Raw genomic sequence first — 17,380 nt, 5'->3', positions numbered from 1 at the left:
TAAGTGTACTTTCGTAGCCATGAAATCTCGTATACTTTCCGCTGGATAACTCCTAACCCGGAGGATTGTCGCGTTGAAAAATTTATTGAGCGCAGCATTTTGTGTCCTGCTACTTGGGGCTTTCAGCCAGTCCGCGTCCGGTGCGTCAATCGGTGCTGGCAATCCCTATCCTGTTAGCCACTACAAGTGTGAGGATGGCACTCAGTTGGCGGTACGCCTCTTCGGTGATCGCGCTTCCGTCTCTGTTAACGGCAATGCGGCGATTGATTTACCTTCTATCGGCAAAGAAGGTACGACCTATTCGAACGGCCGACAAACGCTGACCATCATACAGGGACGTCTCTCATGGGGCGTGGGCCGCGCTGTTCCTTCAGCATGCAAGGGCGGTTGAAGGGCAGGTCTTGCCACGAGGGAATTGGCAGGCAGAGGAAATCAGTCCATTGGACTGATTTCCTTCGTTAGGTGCTTTGCGTGTTTACTGGAAATGGCCTAGCTCGGACTGTGAATAATCCAAAACTTCTCCAGATCACTCGGATTATCCCATGCTGCTACAGCGCCGGGACGAACGAGGAAGATATCGCCCGCCACGAATGTCACGCTTCCCTCGTCAGGGTTTGACAATGTCACCTCGCCCCTGCGCAGCATCATCAATTCCGAGAATGAATAGGTGATCGGATGACGAGCATAAGGCGTCGTGGCCCAGATGCCCCAGGCGATTGGATCGTCACTTTGGAACTCGTGACGGGAAGTCGTTGGTGCAGGGGTGGTCAGAAGTGCCGGATTGGGCGCTCCGCCAGGTGACATGGGATGGTCAAGATCAAGTTTACCGAAGGATACGCTTAGGCTCTCCTGATGTATCGTGAGGATGACACAATCTGCCGCATGTGCGCGCCATGAGAATATGCCTGCAGGCAGACTTGCTACCTCACCGTTGGTCAGTGTGAATTCGAGACCATTATTGTCCCGGATATTCAAAGCACCATCACACAGCATTATGATGGAGGAAAACAGGCTTTCTACCCCTGTTCCTTGGCCAGAAAGGATTGCGCGTCCGAAGCCGAAAGGCTCCGTCGACTGACCGTCCAGGCTGATGGCTCGGAAAGCTGTTTCCAGATCGGAGCCGCAAGCAGGTGCAACGCCCAGATTGATTACGTTTCTCAGCACGTTAGGTTCTTTCTGCATGGGATTTATTTCGATGCGAAACCAAGGCTGTCCTTGATCCAGTACCAGCGGATGCCGAGGTCCATGACAGGCTTGCGGATCGCATGCCAGGCAAGGCGGGGTATGCTGGTGGTCGGATAAACCATGGGGCGGCCTTCGGCGATATATTCGGCATACATCTTGCCAAAGGCAGTGGCCATGGCCACGCCCCGGCCATTATAGCCAAGCATGGCATGCAAGCCCGCAGCGGGATTGTGAAGATGTGGCAGGCCATCCATGGTCAGCGCCACGTGCCCGGACCAGTGATAATCGATGCCGATACCTTCCAGCTGTGGAAACAGCCGCACCATTCCGGCTTTCAACGCTTCCATCAGCGCTTTCTTTTCGTTCATTCCGACGGCGCCGCGTCCGCCAATAAGAAAACGCCCGTCTTCAGATTGGCGCATATAAAAAGCGATCTTGCGTGTTTCGGATAGAACCACTCCGCCTGGCATGATCTCCCGCCGCTGCTTTTCTGAAAGCGGCTCTGTCGCGATCAGCATGCTTTGCACCGGAAGAATGCTTTGAGCGAGACCCGGTACAAGGTTGTCAGTGTAAGCGTTGGTGGCGACAAGTGCTTCGCGTGCGCGAACCGACCCATTTGCGGTCTTTGCAATCCAGTCGCCATTCTCCGGCATCAGAGAAGTAACGGAGGAATCTTCAAAAATCTGAACGCCGCGTGCCGTGGCGGCGCGGGCAAGCCCACGGGCATAATCCAGCGGCTGCAGGGCACCTGCGCGGGGATCGCGCCATCCGCCGAAATAGCGCTCCGTGCCGGAAAGCTCAGTAATCTGCGCGCGATCCAAAATCTCGACTTCGACGCCTTGCGCCTGCCATTGCCGCGCACGCTTATGGACGGCAGCGGTTGCAAGCTGGGAATGGGCGGCCTGTATCCACCCGGCTCGAACAGGAGAGCATTGGATATCAAGTTCGCGTACAAGGCCGAAAACAAGATCGCCTACACCACCCACGAGGTCGATCATGCGCTTGCCGTGCTCTGGACCATAGGCAGCCAGAAGATCTTCGGGGTCATGCTTCAAACCGGGGATCACCTGTCCGCCGTTGCGTCCTGATGCGCCGAAGCCGACATGGCGCGCCTCAAGGACCACTACAGTTTTCCCGCGTTCGGCAAGGAACAACGCGCTGGAAAGGCCTGTAAAGCCGCCTCCAACAATAACGACGTCCGCCTCGTGCACGCCATTCAGTTTGGAATGGTTCGGTTTTGCCTCGCCAGCTGCGTTCCACCATAATGAGCGTGAGAAGCTCTCAGGGCTGCTTGCCATTTTCATCTTTCTCCAGCGTTTTTTCGGCCTGTCGAGCGACTTCACTCGGGTTTGTTCACCCAGAGCACGAAGGCTTCGGCTTCACCATTATTGAAGAATCTGTGGCGGGTCGTTGAAGGCAGTGCAAATCCGTCACCTGTTGAAAGCAGGTACTGTGCGTCTTCAATCTGCAGCGTGAAACTGCCCGAAATGACGTAACCCAGCTCCTCGCCGGAATGCGTGTAGCATTCCTCACCGGAACTCCCGCTCGGAATGATCCGCACTGCGAAGGATTTCATGGTCTCAATGAGTTCAGGCGAAGCACGGTGCTTGATGACGCCACCAGCGTTCAGCACTTCTGGCTGTTCTCCAGCACGCAATACATAGGGATTAGCTCGGGCAGCCGCGGCGAAGCCTTGCGGGTCGATGAGCTGGGCCGGGCTCATGGAGAGCACCTCGGCAATCGTATAGAGGGTACGCACAGTCGGCGATACGAGGCCCCGCTCGATCTGTGACAAGGCACCCGTCGACAGACCAGAGACTTCCGACAGATAACCGAGAGTGAGACCCAGTGTCTGCCGTCGCAAGCGAATGCGCGCTCCAATATCCCCTGCGTCGTTGGGCGCAGGCTCGCTGGTCGGGGCGGTCGGGGATATTTCTGCCTTGTTCACTTTTGGCATCCTTTGATGGCTCTCGCTACAAACAGGATTGAATCGGGGTTGATTAGTTTTCACTATTCTGCTTCATATTTGATCTACGTTCAATAAACTAAAAACAAAATCCATCCAAAACATGGAGGGGGACATATCGGACATGGCTCACAAGGATACACCTTATTGGTGGGAAGCCGCTCCGCCGCGTAGCATCGAGAACCACGAAATCGAGCGGGATTGCGACGTTGCCATTGTTGGTGCGGGTTATGCGGGGCTTTGCGCTGCTCTTCATCTGGCGCGCGCAGGGCGAAAGGTTCAGGTTTTCGAGCGGGAACAACTGGGGTTTGGCGCTTCCAGCCGCAACGGCGGCTTTACCAGTGGCAATATTCGTCCCGACGATAAGACACTGGTGCGCAAGTTCGGCTTGGAACGTGCGGTCAAGATTGCTGCTGAAGGCCATGAAGCGCGTCGCTTCATGATCGATTTTCTGGCTAATGAAGGCATCGACGCGGATTTCCAGCTTGTGGGACGGTTCAGCGGTGCGATGACGCGCGCCGAATATGACGATATGGCGCGAAGCGCTGAAGCTATCCAGCGCGCGACCGGCATTGAATCCTATGCGGTTCCCTTGAACGAGGTTCGCCGCCATATCGCCACGGACCTCTATGCTGGCGGCAGCGTGCGTATGGATATAGGCGGTCTGCATCCGGCAAAATTTCATGCGGAACTGGTGCGGCTTGCACTCGCTGAAGGGGTGCTGATTCACGCCGAATGCCGCGTAGAAGGGATCGACCAAGGCGCTGATAAAAAGACAGTAATTACCGCGCGTGGCCGCGCTCAGGCACGCGAAGTCCTTCTTTGCACGAACGGTTATACCGACCATTCGGACCGTTGGTTGCGTCAGCGGCTGGTGCCTTTGCGTTCACGAATCATCGCAACCGAGGATCTGGGTGAGGAACGTGTGCGCGACTTGGTGCCGGGGTTGAAAATGCTCACCGACACCCGTGCTATGACTTACTATTTCCGCCCATCGCCGGATGGACGGCGCATTTTGTTCGGTGGGCGTGACGTAACAAGCCGAGGCGACCCGGATAGTGCCACGCAGCGCAATTATGCAGAAATGTGCAGGGTTTTCCCTCAACTTGAAGGCGTTGGTATCTCGCATAGCTGGTTTGGCTATGTGGCGATGAATCGGGACATGGTGCCTCGAATTTTTCAACGTGGAGCGGTTCATTATGCAACCGGTTTCTGTGGCTCGGGTGTCGTCTGGGCTCCCTGGCTCGGCCTCAAGGCAGCGCAGAAAATACTGGGCGTACCGAACAGCGAGAGCAGTTTCGATTTTCGTCCCCCACGTCTTGTTCCTACGTGGCGCGGAAAAGCCTGGTTCATGCCGCTGGTTTTCGCCGACCTTGAACGGAAGGACCGCAAGTTAGAAGCAACAGCATCCAGTGAGCGAGCATTGAGAAACAGCACGGGTTCTCAGGGTGGCCACAAGTGAGAAGCCGCAACGCGGACGCTGGTCACAATGAATTTCACTTTATCAAACGCAGTTTCACAAACGGCGTTACGAATAACAGGCTTATCGCTGCATTTAGGAAGGAGAATGTCATGCGTCTCAAGAAAATTTTCGGTCTGGCGGCTATGGCGGTGATCATGGGGGGCGCGATGCCTGCCTTGGCCCAGGAGGTCGTCAAAGTAGGCTCTTCGCCAACCGGTTTGCCGTTTACTTTTGTGAACACGGAAACCAAGGCGATGGATGGCGTATTGGTCGATGTGGTCAAGGCTATTGAATCGGATATCGGCATCAAGCCGGAATTCGAAGCCGTGCAGTTCTCGGCGCTCGTGCCATCGCTAACCTCGAACAAGATCGACATGATTGCTTCGGCAATGTTCATCACGGAAGAACGTGCAAAGGTCGTGGACTTCTCTGATCCTGTCTATGGTTATGGCGAAGGTGTCTTCGTACCGGTTTCGGATGATACTGCCTACAAGACCTATGCGGATCTCAAGGGCAAGACCATCGGCGTGCAGGTGGGGACCACTTTCGTCGATCTCTTCAAGAAGAGCGGGCTGTTCAGCGATGTTAAGGTCTACAAGGGCATTCCCGATATCATTGCTGACGTGAACGCCGGGCGTATCGATGCCGGTTTCGGGGATGGTCCGATGGCTGCCTATTACCTCTCTCAGGGCCGGTTCCCCAAGGTGAAGATGGTCGAGAGTTATGAAGCTTCGGCTGGCGGCGAGTTTGGTCTGGCCCTGCGCAAAGGCGATGAACGTATGCCCAAGATCAACGCGGCCATCGCCCGCATCAAGTCGGACGGTACGCTTCAGAAAATTCTTGCGAAATACGGACTGAAATAATTCCAGTGCGAGCATGGGGATCAATCCCCATGCTCGAGATTTCAGGTGTGCTCCACGCGCGCGTCCAAGGTGAAGCTCTTCATGCTTTCCGGTCTGCGCACGAGACGGGGCCTACCGGCCGCAAGGCCTAATCCCCGTTTGATCGCGCCAAATAAATAGAGTTAAAGCCAATGCAAAATTTTTTCTTGGACATCCGCGAGTTCTTCCCGATCTTGCTGGAAGGCGTGAAATACACGCTTCTTGTGACCCTGGGTTCCCTTGTCCTTTCGACGCTTCTGGGGCTCGTTTGGGCGCTGATGCGGGTATCGGGGATCCGTTGGGTGTCGGCTATTGCCGCAGCTATCGTTAATGTGATCCGCGGTATCCCCATTCTGGTGCAGCTGTTCTATATCTACTTCGTTCTACCGGAATTCGGCATTGCGCTGTCCGCTCTTCAGGCTGGTATCATCGGTCTCGGCATTGCCTATTCGGCCTATCAGGCAGAAAATTTCCGCGCTGGTATCGAAGCCATCGACCATGGACAGACGGAAGCCGCGCAGTCCATCGGTATGGGCTGGTTCATGACGATGCGCCGCGTGATCCTGCCGCAGGCTGTTCGTGTGATCCTGCCGCCTTACGGCAACATCATGGTCATGCTGTTGAAGGACAGCTCGCAGGCATCGGCCATCACCGTTGCTGAACTAACTCTACAAGGTCAGCTGCTTGCCTCTTCGACCTTCAAAAACATGAGCGTCTATACGCTGGTTGCCATGTTCTACCTCTGCCTGAGCTTGCCGCTGATGATGGCTGTCGGGCGTCTCGAAAAGCTCTTTGGTAAAAGAAACGGACACTGATCATGGCGATGATTGAAATAAAGAACGTCACCAAATCCTATGGTCCGCTTCAGGTTCTCAAGGGCATCAGTGCTGATGTGCAGAAGGGTGAAGTAGTCTGCCTCATAGGTCCCTCCGGTTCGGGAAAATCCACGATGCTGCGCTGCCTGAACGGGCTGGAAACCTATCAGGGCGGCGATATTCTGATCGAAGGCCAGCGCGTCAACGCGAAGGATCGTTCGATCCACGATATTCGCACGCGAATGGCGATGGTCTTCCAGCGGTTCAACCTGTTTCCCCATCGAACCGCACTTGAGAATGTCATCGAGGGGCCGGTCTACGTCAAAGGTGAAAAGCCGGCCGAAGCTCGCAAATATGGCGAGCATCTGCTTCAGCGCGTCGGTTTGGGAGATCGGGCCAACCATTATCCGGGCCAGCTTTCCGGAGGTCAGATGCAGCGTGTTGCGATTGCCCGCGCCTTGGCGATGCGACCACAGGCAATCCTTTTCGATGAGCCGACGTCTGCGCTCGACCCTGAACTGGTGGGCGATGTGCTCGATGTCATGCGCAGTCTTGCGGATGAGGGGCTCACCATGCTGGTGGTGACGCACGAGATGGGCTTTGCCCGCGACGTAGCTGACCGTGTCCTTTTTCTCGATGGCGGCGTCATCGTTGAACAGGGTAAGGCCAAGGACGTGCTCGGTGCACCCCAACATCCACGTACACAGGACTTCCTGCGCCGCGTTCTCAACCACTGATCCAAACTTACGCGTGACACATGCCTTGTGTCGCGCTGGAGGCGTCATGGCTTTCTATTGTTATCTGGATGCGGCGCGGACCGAGCAGATTCGCGACGTGTTTGCCCACGAACTGCCGGAGACGGAGTTCCTCTCCGGAGCGTTGAATGCAGACACTGCGGCAAGGGTTCGTCATTTGCTATGCTGGCAGGCTCCTGAAGAGCTGGCGGAGCGCTTCCCTGCATTGGAAATCATTTTCTCAAGTGGGGCAGGTGTAGAGCAATTTCTTGAAGCAGATATCCCTTCTCACGTTCGCATTGTCCGCATGACCGAGCCAGGTCTTGCACGGATGATGCAGGAATATGTGACGCTCGCCGTGCTGTCCGTATTCCGGCAATTGCCCGCTTATCTGAAACAAAGCCGTGACGAGATTTGGCAGACGCTTCCTCAGCCAAGTGCGCATCGCCGCCGGGTGGGTGTAATGGGGCTTGGATATCTTGGCCAGGCCGCGTTGACAGCGCTCAAGCCTTTCGGTTTCCCATTGTCCGGCTGGAGCCGCAGCGAGAAGAATATTGAGGGTGTGCAGTGTTTTTCCGGTGAGGATGGGCTTCACGAATTCGTTGCACAGACAGATATACTTGTCTGCCTTCTGCCGCTCACGGCGGAAACGGAAGGCTTGATCAATGCCGGGTTTATTGCGCGCCTGCCGACGGGGGCAAGTGTGGTTCTGGTCGGTCGCGGGCCGCATACGGATTATGATGCCCTTCTTACAGCTCTCGATAGTGGACATCTTTCGTCGGCTTTCATTGACGTGACTGCCCCTGAACCACTTCCATCGGCGCACCCCCTCTGGTCGCATCCAAAAGTAATCCTTACCCCCCATATTGCTTGCGTGACTGACAGCCATGGAGCGGCTGACATACTCGTTGAAAACCTGCAGCGGCTGCAGACGGGCGAAGCGCTTATGGGGGAGATTGACCGCAAGCGAGGTTACTGAAGCAGAGGGAGGAGCCATAACGTTGGCGATCGATCAACGAACCCCCATCGTGGCGAGGTGCAGTTTGATATTGTTCACTCCGTTGCGGCAACAAGGCGTTTGCAGGCGCTGACCAGATCAGACTCCGACAGCAGCGCACCGCCGACGAGGTACATGATGTCATTGCCGTAAGCTTCGCGCATTTCCGGGATGCGGGCGAAGGTCATGCCACCGCCGGGAGCGGCGACGATGGCCTTGGGACCACCCATATCCACGGAGCAGGCCTTTGCGATCGATTGACATTCCTCGCGAGTAAAGCCGAAACGGCCACCGAAATTTGGATAGACCACGGCGTCAGCGCCCATCAGGCGGTGCAGCGTGCCAAAAAAGGCACGGTGCGAGAAGCCACAATCGGGTGAGACGACGTTGGCGCCGGAAAAGGCCGGGTGCGAGACGATGGGCAGGGAAAAATTCGGATCTGCAGCAAGTGTACGCACGATATCATAGCCGGCAAGCGCTGGAGCGATCATCACACCGCCTGCGCCGCATTCCTGCGCCTGTTTTGCCCGCTCGATGATCGCGGTTGCAGGGCCTGTGATGTTAGGAACGAAACTCGCGCGACCGTCGCACTTCGCATTCGCCTCGCCGACCGCCTCAATACAGGCCTTCAGCCGCTCCTCGAAGGGAGCGGTCTTCTGGTCGACGAGACCGTGGTCGTCCTTCACAAAATGCATGCCGCCCAGCGCGAAATCATGGGCGAGGCGGGCAAGCTCCGTAGTCGACAGGCCGACCGGCTTGATGGCGGACATCAAGAGCGGCTTTTCGCCGATGCCAGCGCGGGCACGCAGGCCTACTATGCCGTGGCGTGGTCCCTTGCACAGATCAAGCAGGCCCGGCGACAGGCCGATATCCTCGACCTTGATGCCGGGCTTGATGGAGCTGTTACCGAAGACGATGTTGAGAAACTGCAGGAAATCCCCGCCGATATCGTCCTCCGAATAGGAGATTGCGGCGAGAAATCCCGGTCTGCCTTCGGGATCCTGGAGCAGGCTTTCCAACCGACCGAGTATCTCGTCCTCGACATAGCCTTTCGGCACGACGTTGCGCGGGATTTCCACGGTCTGTTCCAGCGCGATGTCGAGCGCACGCGCTTTGGCCTCCGCCTCGTCGGCGGCGCGCACGAAATAGGTAACCGTAAAGCGCGGTGCCATCAAAGCGCCTCGGCCTTCTGTGCGGAATGCACATGATCGAGGCGCACTTCCACCAGTTCCTCTTCGCCGATGGCGAGATTCTTGCCGACAAGTTCTTCAATTGCCGAAACCAGAGCGCCAGCATCCAGCCCATATTTCTTCATGAGATATGGCTTCGAGGCGCCGTGCGCAAAAGTGTCGTTGAGACCAAGGCGTTTGAGGCGGATACCAAGCCCTTCTTCCGCAAGGATTTCCGAGACCAGCGAGCCGAGGCCGCCGATGATGGTGTGGTTTTCCAGCGTGACGATACCCTTCTTGCCGCGCGTGGCTCTCAGGAGACCGTCCTTATCGAATGGTTTCAGCGTGGAGGCGTGAAGATGATGGATCCCGACACCACGCGCGGCGAGTGGGCCAGTGGCGCGCAGCGCTTCCTCGGTACATACGCCGGAAGAGACGACGAGGATGTCATCGCCTTCCGAGAGCGTGCGCAGCTTATTGAATTCAAAAGGCGTTGAAAACAGACGAGGTACTTCGCCGCGCAGGATGCGCACATAGACCGGGCCGTCGATGCTGTCGGCGACTTCCAACACAGTCTCGACTTCCGTCGCATCGCCCGTTTCGAGGATCGTCATGTTCGGTACCGCGCGTAACACGGCAATATCCTCAATCGCCTGATGCGTAATGCCGCCCGGTGTGGTGATGCCGGGAAGGAACCCCATTAATCGCACCTTGCGGTTGGAATAGGCAATCGAGTTGATCAGCTGGTCGTAGGGCCGTCGATAGAGGAAGACCGAAAAGGTATGGATGAACGGCCGGAACCCCTGCATGGCGAGACCGCCAGCAAAGGACAACATGTTCTGTTCGGCCATGCCGAGAGTGAGAAACTGCTCCGGATGCCGATCGCGAAAACCATCGACTTCGCAAGACGAGGTGAGATCAGCTGAAAGGCACAGAACTTCCGGACGCGCGGTGGCGAAGGCTTCGAAAGCCTTGGCGTAAGGGCGGTTGACGATTTCGACCATTGTCAGGCCCTTTCCATCGCAGTGAGATCGATACCGAGTTCGATGGCAAGTGCCGTCTGCATTTCCTGCCTCTCTTCCGCGCTCTTGAATCGGACATAGTGCAGGCGCGGGAAACGCTTCTTCAGAAAATCCATGCCCTGGTAAGGCGAGGTGTTGGCGAGGATGACAAGTGGCTTGTCAGCCTCCGCGCTCTCGGCAGCTGCACGTAGTGCGCCCAGATCGTGGCCATCCACCGAACGGCAGGTGACCCCAAAGGACGCCACACGGGACGCAAGGTCGCCAAGGTCGAGCACGGAAGACATGGCGCCGTCGCATTGCTGGCGGTTTACATCGACGATCACGCGGATGTTGTCGATCTTGTGATAGCTCATTGCCGCAAGACATTCCCAGGTCTGGCCTTCCTGGAATTCGCCGTCGGACATATAGACCCAGACTTTGCCGGGCTCCTTTTTACGCAGCCGCGCCCAGGCGACGCCTGACGCCATGGAAAGCCCCTGGGCCAGCGATCCTGTGGTCACTTCCATGCCGGGGCTATGTTCGGCGCCGATCATTTCGACGGAGCCGCCATCCTTGTTGAAATGATCAAGCGCGTGTTCGTCCATCCGTCCCATTTCGATCAGCGCGGAATAGATGACGAGCGCATAATGGGCAGGCGAGATAAAGAAGCGGTCGAAGTTCGGACCGACGGGACCATGATATCCGGCGCCGGTGAAGGCATCCGGATTATGCGCCGAAGGCACGCCACGGAAAGGCAACGGCACTTTCGGCAGGGTTGGCTCGCCGAGCGTCAGCAACTCATTGTAGAGCAGCGCAAGGCTCTCGGCGGCGGAGCAGGCCTGGCTCAGATAGCCGCCATTGTTCTTCATCGTATGGAAGAAGACCCTTCGACGGATGCCGAGTGCGATTTCCTCGGTGGATTTTTCGTTGGTCAGAACCATCGTCTCAGCTTCTTTCCGGGAAGAGCGCCTTCAGGCCTTCAGGCGACGGCGTTGCGATGCCGCGTTCCGTGATGAGGCCGGTGATGAGGCGGGCTGGCGTGACATCGAAGGCGGGATTGGCGGCAGGGCTGCCTTCGGGCGAGATGCGGACGCTCGCAATGGATCCATCGGCGGCGCGGCCCTGGACGAAGCTCACTTCGTCGGCGTTGCGTTCTTCGATCGGGATTTCCTTGACACCGTCATGCACCGTCCAGTCGATGGTTGGCGAGGGGAGTGCAACATAGAACGGCACGTCGTTGTCACGCGCCGCGAGCGCCTTGAGGTAGGTGCCGATCTTGTTGCAGACATCGCCGTTTGCAGTGGTGCGATCTGTGCCGACGATCACCATATCGATATCGCCGTGCTGCATCAGATGTCCACCGGCATTGTCGACGATCAGCGTGTGCGGCACACCATGGCCGTTCATTTCCCAAGCCGTCAGATAGGCACCCTGATTGCGCGGACGCGTCTCATCGACATAGACATGGACCGGGATTCCTTCCTCGACGGCCATATAGATCGGCGCGGTCGCGGTGCCATAATCGACGGTAGCAAGCCAGCCTGCGTTGCAATGGGTAAGGATGCGCACGGGCTCGCCCGGATTCTTTTTCGAAGCGATTTCGCGAATGACATCGAGGCCGTTCGCGCCGATTGCGCGGTTGAGCTCAACATCTTCTTCGGCGATCTCGGCGGCACGCTTATAGGCAGCATCCGCACGTTCCGCCTCAGGCAATGGACGCAGATATTCGCGCATCGCATTCAGCGCCCAGCGCAGGTTGATGGCGGTGGGGCGGGTCTCGTTGAGTTCTTCCCATACGGCATCGAGGTGAGCATCCGAGGGGTCTTTCGCCATCGCGATGGCGACGCCGTAGGCGGCGGTGACGCCGATCAGCGGCGCGCCGCGTACCCACATGTCGCGGATTGCATCGGCGACATCGGCGACGGTTTTCAGTGTCACGACACGGAATTCATGCGGCAGCCAGCGCTGGTCGATGATGTCAACGGAGCGACCGTCTTCGTTCAGCCAGATCGTATGGTAGTGGCGTTCTCCGACTTTCACGCGAGAATCTCCTTTTCAAGCCGCTCCACGGTCTCTCGGATATCCCGAAGACTATGGATGCGCTGCCGGTTGACGGCGAGGTGACGCCCGAACTTCAGCGCCTTGCTCTCGCAAGAAGCGCGGCGGTCGGGGTCGGTGATGGTTTCAAAATCGGCATTGTGGGCAAGGCCCAGGATGCGGCGATGGGTTTCGATGCCAGCAAAGCCCAGCATTTCGTGCCAAATCTCGTCGATGACGATGTTGAGTGCCTGTTCGGCGGCAAGCGGGTCCTGGCGATCTTCGAAGAGGCTTGCCTGATAGAGGATACCCTTACGCTCCGTACGCCACAGGGCAGCGAATTCGGCGCGGAACGTTTCCCAAAGTGTGTCGATCGTATCCAGAAGATAGGCACGCATGCTGTCGCGAGCGCCGGGTGCAGTCTCATGACCAGCCTGTGAAAAATAGCTCATCCAGAAATTGGCGATCAGCATGCCGACGTCGAAGCTGATTGGACCGTAAAAGGCAAATTCCGGATCGATGACACGGGTCTCATCGTCGGTCACCATGACCGAACCGGTGTGCAGGTCGCCATGGCATAGTGTTTCGGCCTTGGCAGAGAAGAGGTGTTTCAGCCGCTGCGCTTCCACCTTGAGCTCGCGGTCGGCGCGCAATTCCGCCACGATTGGATCGAGCTGCGGTGTGGTGTGGTGATTGAGCTTTGCCTCGAAATAGGGATCGGAAAAGACGAGATTTTCCGTGATGTCGCAAAGCTCGACATTGTCAGAGAACAAGGCGACATCCGCCTTCTTGTCGCGGGTCACCATGGAAAGGTCGGACCCCCGGAAAAGAGTACGAGCAACGAAGAGGCCGAGGTCACGACCGATCTTGGGAAGTTCGCGACCGTCAATCAAAGCACGGCGCAGAATGATGTGCGGGGTCAGGAATTCCATGACGATGATTGCCTGGGCTTCGTCAAAGAACAGGATTTCCGGCACCATACCCGGGTCACGCGCGCCCTGGCGCTTGAGAGCGTGATATTCGAAAAACGAGCGTTTGAGCGGAAGCGGCCAGCTTTCGCCGACGAGACGCACGTAAGGCAGCGCCTGCTTGACGATCACAGCGCCCGCTTCACCTGTGACGATGAAGACCAGATTGAGATTGCCGTCACCGACTTCCCGGATGGTCCAGCGCGACGAATCGCTTCCGACCGTCTCTTTCAGGGCGGCGTTGCCGCCAAGCCGAACGGGCAGTGTCTCTATACTCAGCGCCTCGAAGACGTGGCTGTCCATTATGCTCTCCTCCTGCGCATGGGCCGCCTCCACCATGCGCCGCCATGCCGTCTTTCCCACAGCTAAGGCATCATTCTGTCAAATGTCAATGGCCTTGACATTTGATGGCGGCCTATCTTAACGTGGCGTCAGTGGGAGGAGTTTATGAGCGAACAGCCAGTGTTTCGCATTGAGGGCGTGCGCAAATCCTTTGGACCGGTGACGGTCTTGCAAGGTGTTGACCTCGACCTCAAAGCAGGCGCAGTGACGGTTTTGATGGGTGCCAACGGCGCCGGAAAATCGACGCTCGTGCGCATCCTCTCGGGCGTCTACACGCGTGGTGGCGGCACCATCACGCTGGCAGATGCTGCCTTTGATCCAGCGACGCCCGCCGAGGCAATCCGTGCCGGCGTTGTCACAGTGCATCAGAACATCAATGACGGCGTCGTCGCCGATCTCGATGTGGCGACCAATCTCACGCTCGATCGGTTGAACGGGCGTGGTGCGCGGCTTTTTTTCAATCCGCGCCGGGTGCGTCGCGAAGCGGCGGCGGTCGCCTCGCGCATGGGCCTTGCCATCGACCTTTCGGCCAATATCACTGACCTGACACTTGCGGATCGCCAGATGGTGGCGATTGCGCGTGCCATGGCGCATGAACCGAAAGTGCTGATCCTCGACGAACCGACGTCGTCGCTTTCCAGTGCCGAGGCGGATCGTCTGTTCGACCTCGTTGATCGGTTGAAGGCGCGGGGTGTCGCCATTCTCTATATCTCGCATCGCATGTCGGATATTCGTCGCCTTGCCGACAGCATCGTGTCGCTGCGCGACGGTCGCATCACGGGCCGTTTCGAGGGGCCGGAACTCGATTACGAGGGCGCGGTCAATGCCATGTTGGGGCGCAAGGTGTCGGCTGGTGCCGTTGCCGTGCGCGACGCAAGTCGCCCGGTCTTCAGCGTGCGGGGCCTTAAGCTTTCCGAACAGGCGCGACCCTTCGATTTCGATCTCGGCGATGGCGAGATCGTCGCAGTCACGGGTCTTGTTGGAGTCGGCAAGACGGCACTTGCTGAAACGCTGTTTGGTGCGCGGGCCCCGGAAGCAGGCGAAATGACGCTGGATGGCGTGAACTATGCACCGAAGACAACGGGTCAGGCGATTGCTAGAGGCGTTTTCCTTGTCGCCAAGGACCGTGCGATTAGCGGCATCGTGCCGGACTTCAATATCTACGAGAATATCAGCTTGCCATTCTTACGCCGGCTTTCGACTTTCGGCATTTCAAGCCGACGGGCAGAGAAGGCAACGGCGCGCCAGCAGATTTCGTCGCTCGGTGTCGTCTGCCGCAATGAGCGTGACGAGATGCAGACGCTGTCGGGCGGCAACCAGCAGAAGGTTATGGTTGGCCGCTGGCTTTCCGAGCCATCGCGACTGCTCATCCTCGATGAGCCCTTCCAGGGCGTCGATATCGCCGCTCGTCGCGACATAGGTGAGAAGCTGCGCGCTTCTGCGGCAGGGCGCACCACAATTCTTTTCCTGACGGAGCTCGATGAAGCCTTCGAAGTCGCCGACCGCATTCTCGTGATGTCGGAACACACCATCGTAGGCGAGCACCGCAATGTCGACGTCGATGTCGAGCGGCTGCTCTCCGAGATTGCCGGACAATCCCATCAACAGGTCAGTGCATGATGATAAGTGAACAGAGCAAATCCGCCGCCACCGGCGCAGTTCCGCCTGCGGTCCTGAATATCCGGGAAACCGCGATCAAATATGGCTTCCTCGTGCTGCTTGCTGGCATGGTGCTCTATTTCTCGGCTGTAACCGGTGGTTTCGCTTCGCCCCAGAGCGCGGTCTTTATCCTGCAATCCGTGTCGATCACCGGTATTCTTGCACTTGGTGTCACCGCGACACTCGTTGTCGGCGGTTTCGATCTTTCCATTGGCTCGGTTGCGACTACCGCCATGATGGCTTCGTCCTATGTGATGGTGGTCATGGGTGGTGACGCCCTGACAGCGACACTCGTCTGCCTAGCCGTGGGCGTGCTCGTCGGTTTGGTGAACGGGATCATCATCGTCTATATGCGCGTTCCCGATCTTCTGGCGACGCTTGGAATGATGTTCCTGCTGCTCGGCCTGCAGCGTATCCCGACCGAAGGACGCTCGATTGCAACGGGCATGACGTTGCCGGATGGCTCGACGGCAACGGGCGCTTTCAGCCCGGCCTTCCTCGCGCTTGGCCGTCATCGTTTCGATTTCATCCTGCCCAATCTGGTGCCAGTTTCGGTGGTCGTGTTGATCGTGCTGGCCATCGTCATCTGGTTCTTCCTTGAATATACCCGCTTCGGCCGGATGATGTACGCTGTCGGCTCCAATGAGCGCGCGGCAAGCCTCGCCGGCGCGCCGGTCAATGCCTACAAGATCTCGGCCTATATCATCTCCGGCGTCTTCGCCTCGATCGGCGGCATTTTGCTTGCCGCCCGCCTCGGGCGCGGGGATATCGCCTCGGGCAATAATCTGCTTCTCGATGCCGTTGCCGCAGCCCTCATTGGTTTCGCAGTGCTTGGCGCTGCCAAGCCGAATGCGTTCGGCACTGCCGTTGGCGCTCTCTTCGTCGGCATTCTTTTGCAGGGCCTGACGATGATGAACGCGCCTTACTACACCCAGGATTTCGTCAAGGGCGCGGTGCTCGTCATCGCCCTGATTTTCACCTTTGCGCTCTCGAAAAGAGGCAAACGCTGAGGCGGGAACCTTCAGCGGGCTAACAATATTGATCAGTGGAGGAGACTGACATGAATTTCACGCGTAGAACCCTGGGCAAGCTGACGCTCGGGCTGATGGCTGCAGCAACATTTGCCACGCCGTCCCTTGCGGCGGATATGCCGAAACCTTTCGACAAGCCGGGTGAGGTGAAGATCGCACTCGTGCGCTATCTGTCGACCGGCGACTTCTTCCAGTCTTACCTCGCGGGCGTTGAAGCACAGGCCAAGGCGCTGGGCGTCCAGCTTCAGGTGTTCGACAGCCGTCAGGATGCAGCTCTGCAGGCCGATATGGTCGATCAGGCCATTGCGCTTGGTGTGCAGGGCATCATCATCCAGCACGGCCTGACTGAATCTATGAAGGAAGCCGCCAAGCGTGCGGTCGACGCGGGCATCAAGGTGGTGGCTTTCGATGTGAATGTCGAGAACGAGAAGATCCCGCAAGTCGAGCAGTCCGATCATGACCTCGCTCGTTTGGCACTTGAACAGGCGATCAAGGACAATGGCGAGAGCTTCAAGGCTGGCTATGTCTATGTCGCAGGCATCGCGCCGCTCGACCGTCGTGACGAGAAATGGAAAGAGTTCAAAGCGAAATATTCGGGCATCAAGGAAGCTGCCCAATTCGGCACGATGGATAATCCCATCGCCAATTCGGTTGCCAATCAGGCGCGCTCGGTGATTTCTGCCAACCCCGACATCACCGTGATGTTTGCACCCTATGACGAATTCGCCAAGGGCGTGAAGATTGCGGTCGACGAAGCGGGCATGTCTTCCGACGTGAAAATTTACTCGGCGGATATCTCGACCTCCGACATCGCCGCCATGCGTGAATCCGGTTCTGCATGGGTCGCGACAGCAGCGACCAACCCGGCTGTGGTTGGTCAGGTTTCCGTGCGCTCGCTCGCCATGCTGCTGGCCGGTGAAAATCCGGGCAAGCAGGTCATCGTGCCGCCGACGCTGATTACGCAGAAAGATCTCAACGATCAGGACATCAAGAATATGGAAGAGCTCGGCACGAAACTGCCGCAGTTCGCCCATGCCGATGTTGCCATGCCTGCATGGATGCCGAAGCCCTGATTTAGAGCATTTCCAGCAAAGGTGCGAAGCGGCTTTGCGTAGGATAATGCGGTGAAACAA

Annotated in this window: 17 protein-coding genes; 9 read left to right on the top strand and 8 right to left on the bottom strand. The window is 57.6% G+C overall.

What is annotated here, in order from left to right:
• Positions 1 to 73 precede the first annotated feature (73 nt).
• Entirely contained in the window at positions 74 to 391 is a 318-nt protein-coding gene (locus LJ361_RS10880) for a hypothetical protein (RefSeq protein ID WP_011983120.1), read from the top strand.
• A 98-nt stretch (positions 392 to 489) separates the two neighbouring features.
• Here the strand turns inward: LJ361_RS10880 and LJ361_RS10875 are convergent, their stop codons facing one another.
• From LJ361_RS10875 to LJ361_RS10865, 3 genes are read right to left on the bottom strand one after another with little or no spacing between them, the layout of a single operon-like run.
• The gene (locus tag LJ361_RS10875; protein WP_264813512.1) at positions 490 to 1,182 is read right to left on the bottom strand and encodes a cupin domain-containing protein; all 693 of its coding nucleotides are present in this window, start codon (positions 1,180 to 1,182) and stop codon (positions 490 to 492) included.
• Between the two features lie 5 nt (positions 1,183 to 1,187).
• On the bottom strand, positions 1,188 to 2,483 hold the full coding sequence (locus tag LJ361_RS10870) for an NAD(P)/FAD-dependent oxidoreductase (RefSeq protein ID WP_029928571.1): 1,296 nt from the start codon (positions 2,481 to 2,483) through the stop codon (positions 1,188 to 1,190).
• A 41-nt stretch (positions 2,484 to 2,524) separates the two neighbouring features.
• Entirely contained in the window at positions 2,525 to 3,142 is a 618-nt protein-coding gene (locus LJ361_RS10865) for a cupin domain-containing protein (protein ID WP_264813509.1), read from the bottom strand.
• A gap of 133 nt (positions 3,143 to 3,275) precedes the next feature.
• Here LJ361_RS10865 and LJ361_RS10860 point away from each other — a divergent pair, with 133 nt between their 5' ends.
• The 5 genes from LJ361_RS10860 (at position 3,276) to LJ361_RS10840 (ending at position 8,022) form a co-directional block, all read left to right on the top strand.
• Positions 3,276 to 4,613, top strand: coding sequence for an NAD(P)/FAD-dependent oxidoreductase (locus LJ361_RS10860; protein ID WP_264813507.1), 1,338 nt, complete (start codon positions 3,276 to 3,278; stop codon positions 4,611 to 4,613).
• A 110-nt stretch (positions 4,614 to 4,723) separates the two neighbouring features.
• On the top strand, positions 4,724 to 5,476 hold the full coding sequence (locus LJ361_RS10855; RefSeq protein ID WP_010660474.1) for an ABC transporter substrate-binding protein: 753 nt from the start codon (positions 4,724 to 4,726) through the stop codon (positions 5,474 to 5,476).
• Between the two features lie 170 nt (positions 5,477 to 5,646).
• Positions 5,647 to 6,309 carry an amino acid ABC transporter permease gene (locus tag LJ361_RS10850; RefSeq protein ID WP_264813504.1) on the top strand — a complete coding sequence of 221 codons (663 nt, stop codon included), beginning with the start codon at positions 5,647 to 5,649 and terminating at the stop codon, positions 6,307 to 6,309.
• 8 nt (positions 6,310 to 6,317) lie between these two features.
• Entirely contained in the window at positions 6,318 to 7,046 is a 729-nt protein-coding gene (locus LJ361_RS10845) for an amino acid ABC transporter ATP-binding protein (protein ID WP_010660472.1), read from the top strand.
• Positions 7,047 to 7,092: 46 nt separating this feature from the next.
• Positions 7,093 to 8,022 (top strand): 2-hydroxyacid dehydrogenase, encoded by a 930-nt coding sequence (locus LJ361_RS10840; RefSeq protein WP_264813502.1) that lies wholly within the window; start codon positions 7,093 to 7,095, stop codon positions 8,020 to 8,022.
• 74 nt (positions 8,023 to 8,096) lie between these two features.
• Here the strand turns inward: LJ361_RS10840 and LJ361_RS10835 are convergent, their stop codons facing one another.
• Genes LJ361_RS10835 through mtnK form a run of 5 tightly spaced genes read right to left on the bottom strand, consistent with a single transcriptional unit; the run spans position 8,097 to position 13,518 of the window.
• Positions 8,097 to 9,212 (bottom strand): RuBisCO large subunit C-terminal-like domain-containing protein, encoded by a 1,116-nt coding sequence (locus LJ361_RS10835; protein ID WP_264813500.1) that lies wholly within the window; start codon positions 9,210 to 9,212, stop codon positions 8,097 to 8,099.
• Complete coding sequence (locus tag LJ361_RS10830; RefSeq protein WP_264813499.1) at positions 9,212 to 10,213, bottom strand: transketolase family protein; 1,002 nt, start codon at positions 10,211 to 10,213, stop codon at positions 9,212 to 9,214. The genes LJ361_RS10835 and LJ361_RS10830 overlap by 1 nt, the downstream gene beginning before the upstream one ends.
• A 2-nt stretch (positions 10,214 to 10,215) precedes the next feature.
• The gene (locus LJ361_RS10825) at positions 10,216 to 11,151 is read right to left on the bottom strand and encodes a transketolase (protein WP_010660468.1); all 936 of its coding nucleotides are present in this window, start codon (positions 11,149 to 11,151) and stop codon (positions 10,216 to 10,218) included.
• Between the two features lie 4 nt (positions 11,152 to 11,155).
• On the bottom strand, positions 11,156 to 12,250 hold the full coding sequence (gene mtnA, locus LJ361_RS10820; protein WP_264813497.1) for an S-methyl-5-thioribose-1-phosphate isomerase: 1,095 nt from the start codon (positions 12,248 to 12,250) through the stop codon (positions 11,156 to 11,158).
• A complete protein-coding gene (gene mtnK, locus LJ361_RS10815; protein ID WP_264813494.1) occupies positions 12,247 to 13,518 on the bottom strand; it encodes an S-methyl-5-thioribose kinase in 1,272 nt (423 codons plus the stop codon). Before mtnK ends, mtnA begins: the two co-directional genes overlap by 4 nt.
• Positions 13,519 to 13,662: 144 nt before the next feature.
• Here mtnK and LJ361_RS10810 point away from each other — a divergent pair, with 144 nt between their 5' ends.
• From LJ361_RS10810 to LJ361_RS10800, 3 genes are read left to right on the top strand one after another with little or no spacing between them, the layout of a single operon-like run.
• Positions 13,663 to 15,177, top strand: a complete 1,515-nt coding sequence (locus LJ361_RS10810; RefSeq protein WP_043062844.1) for a sugar ABC transporter ATP-binding protein — start codon at positions 13,663 to 13,665, stop codon at positions 15,175 to 15,177.
• Entirely contained in the window at positions 15,177 to 16,226 is a 1,050-nt protein-coding gene (locus LJ361_RS10805) for an ABC transporter permease (protein ID WP_029928559.1), read from the top strand. The genes LJ361_RS10810 and LJ361_RS10805 overlap by 1 nt, the downstream gene beginning before the upstream one ends.
• A gap of 50 nt (positions 16,227 to 16,276) precedes the next feature.
• A complete protein-coding gene (locus tag LJ361_RS10800) occupies positions 16,277 to 17,320 on the top strand; it encodes a substrate-binding domain-containing protein (protein ID WP_010660463.1) in 1,044 nt (347 codons plus the stop codon).
• The last annotated feature ends 60 nt before the right edge of the window (positions 17,321 to 17,380 follow it).

Source organism: Brucella sp. JSBI001 (assembly GCF_026014005.1).
Lineage (GTDB): Bacteria > Pseudomonadota > Alphaproteobacteria > Rhizobiales > Rhizobiaceae > Brucella > Brucella anthropi.
The sequence above is the reverse complement of the archived record's forward strand: the minus strand, read 5'-3'. Positions and strand labels throughout refer to the sequence as shown.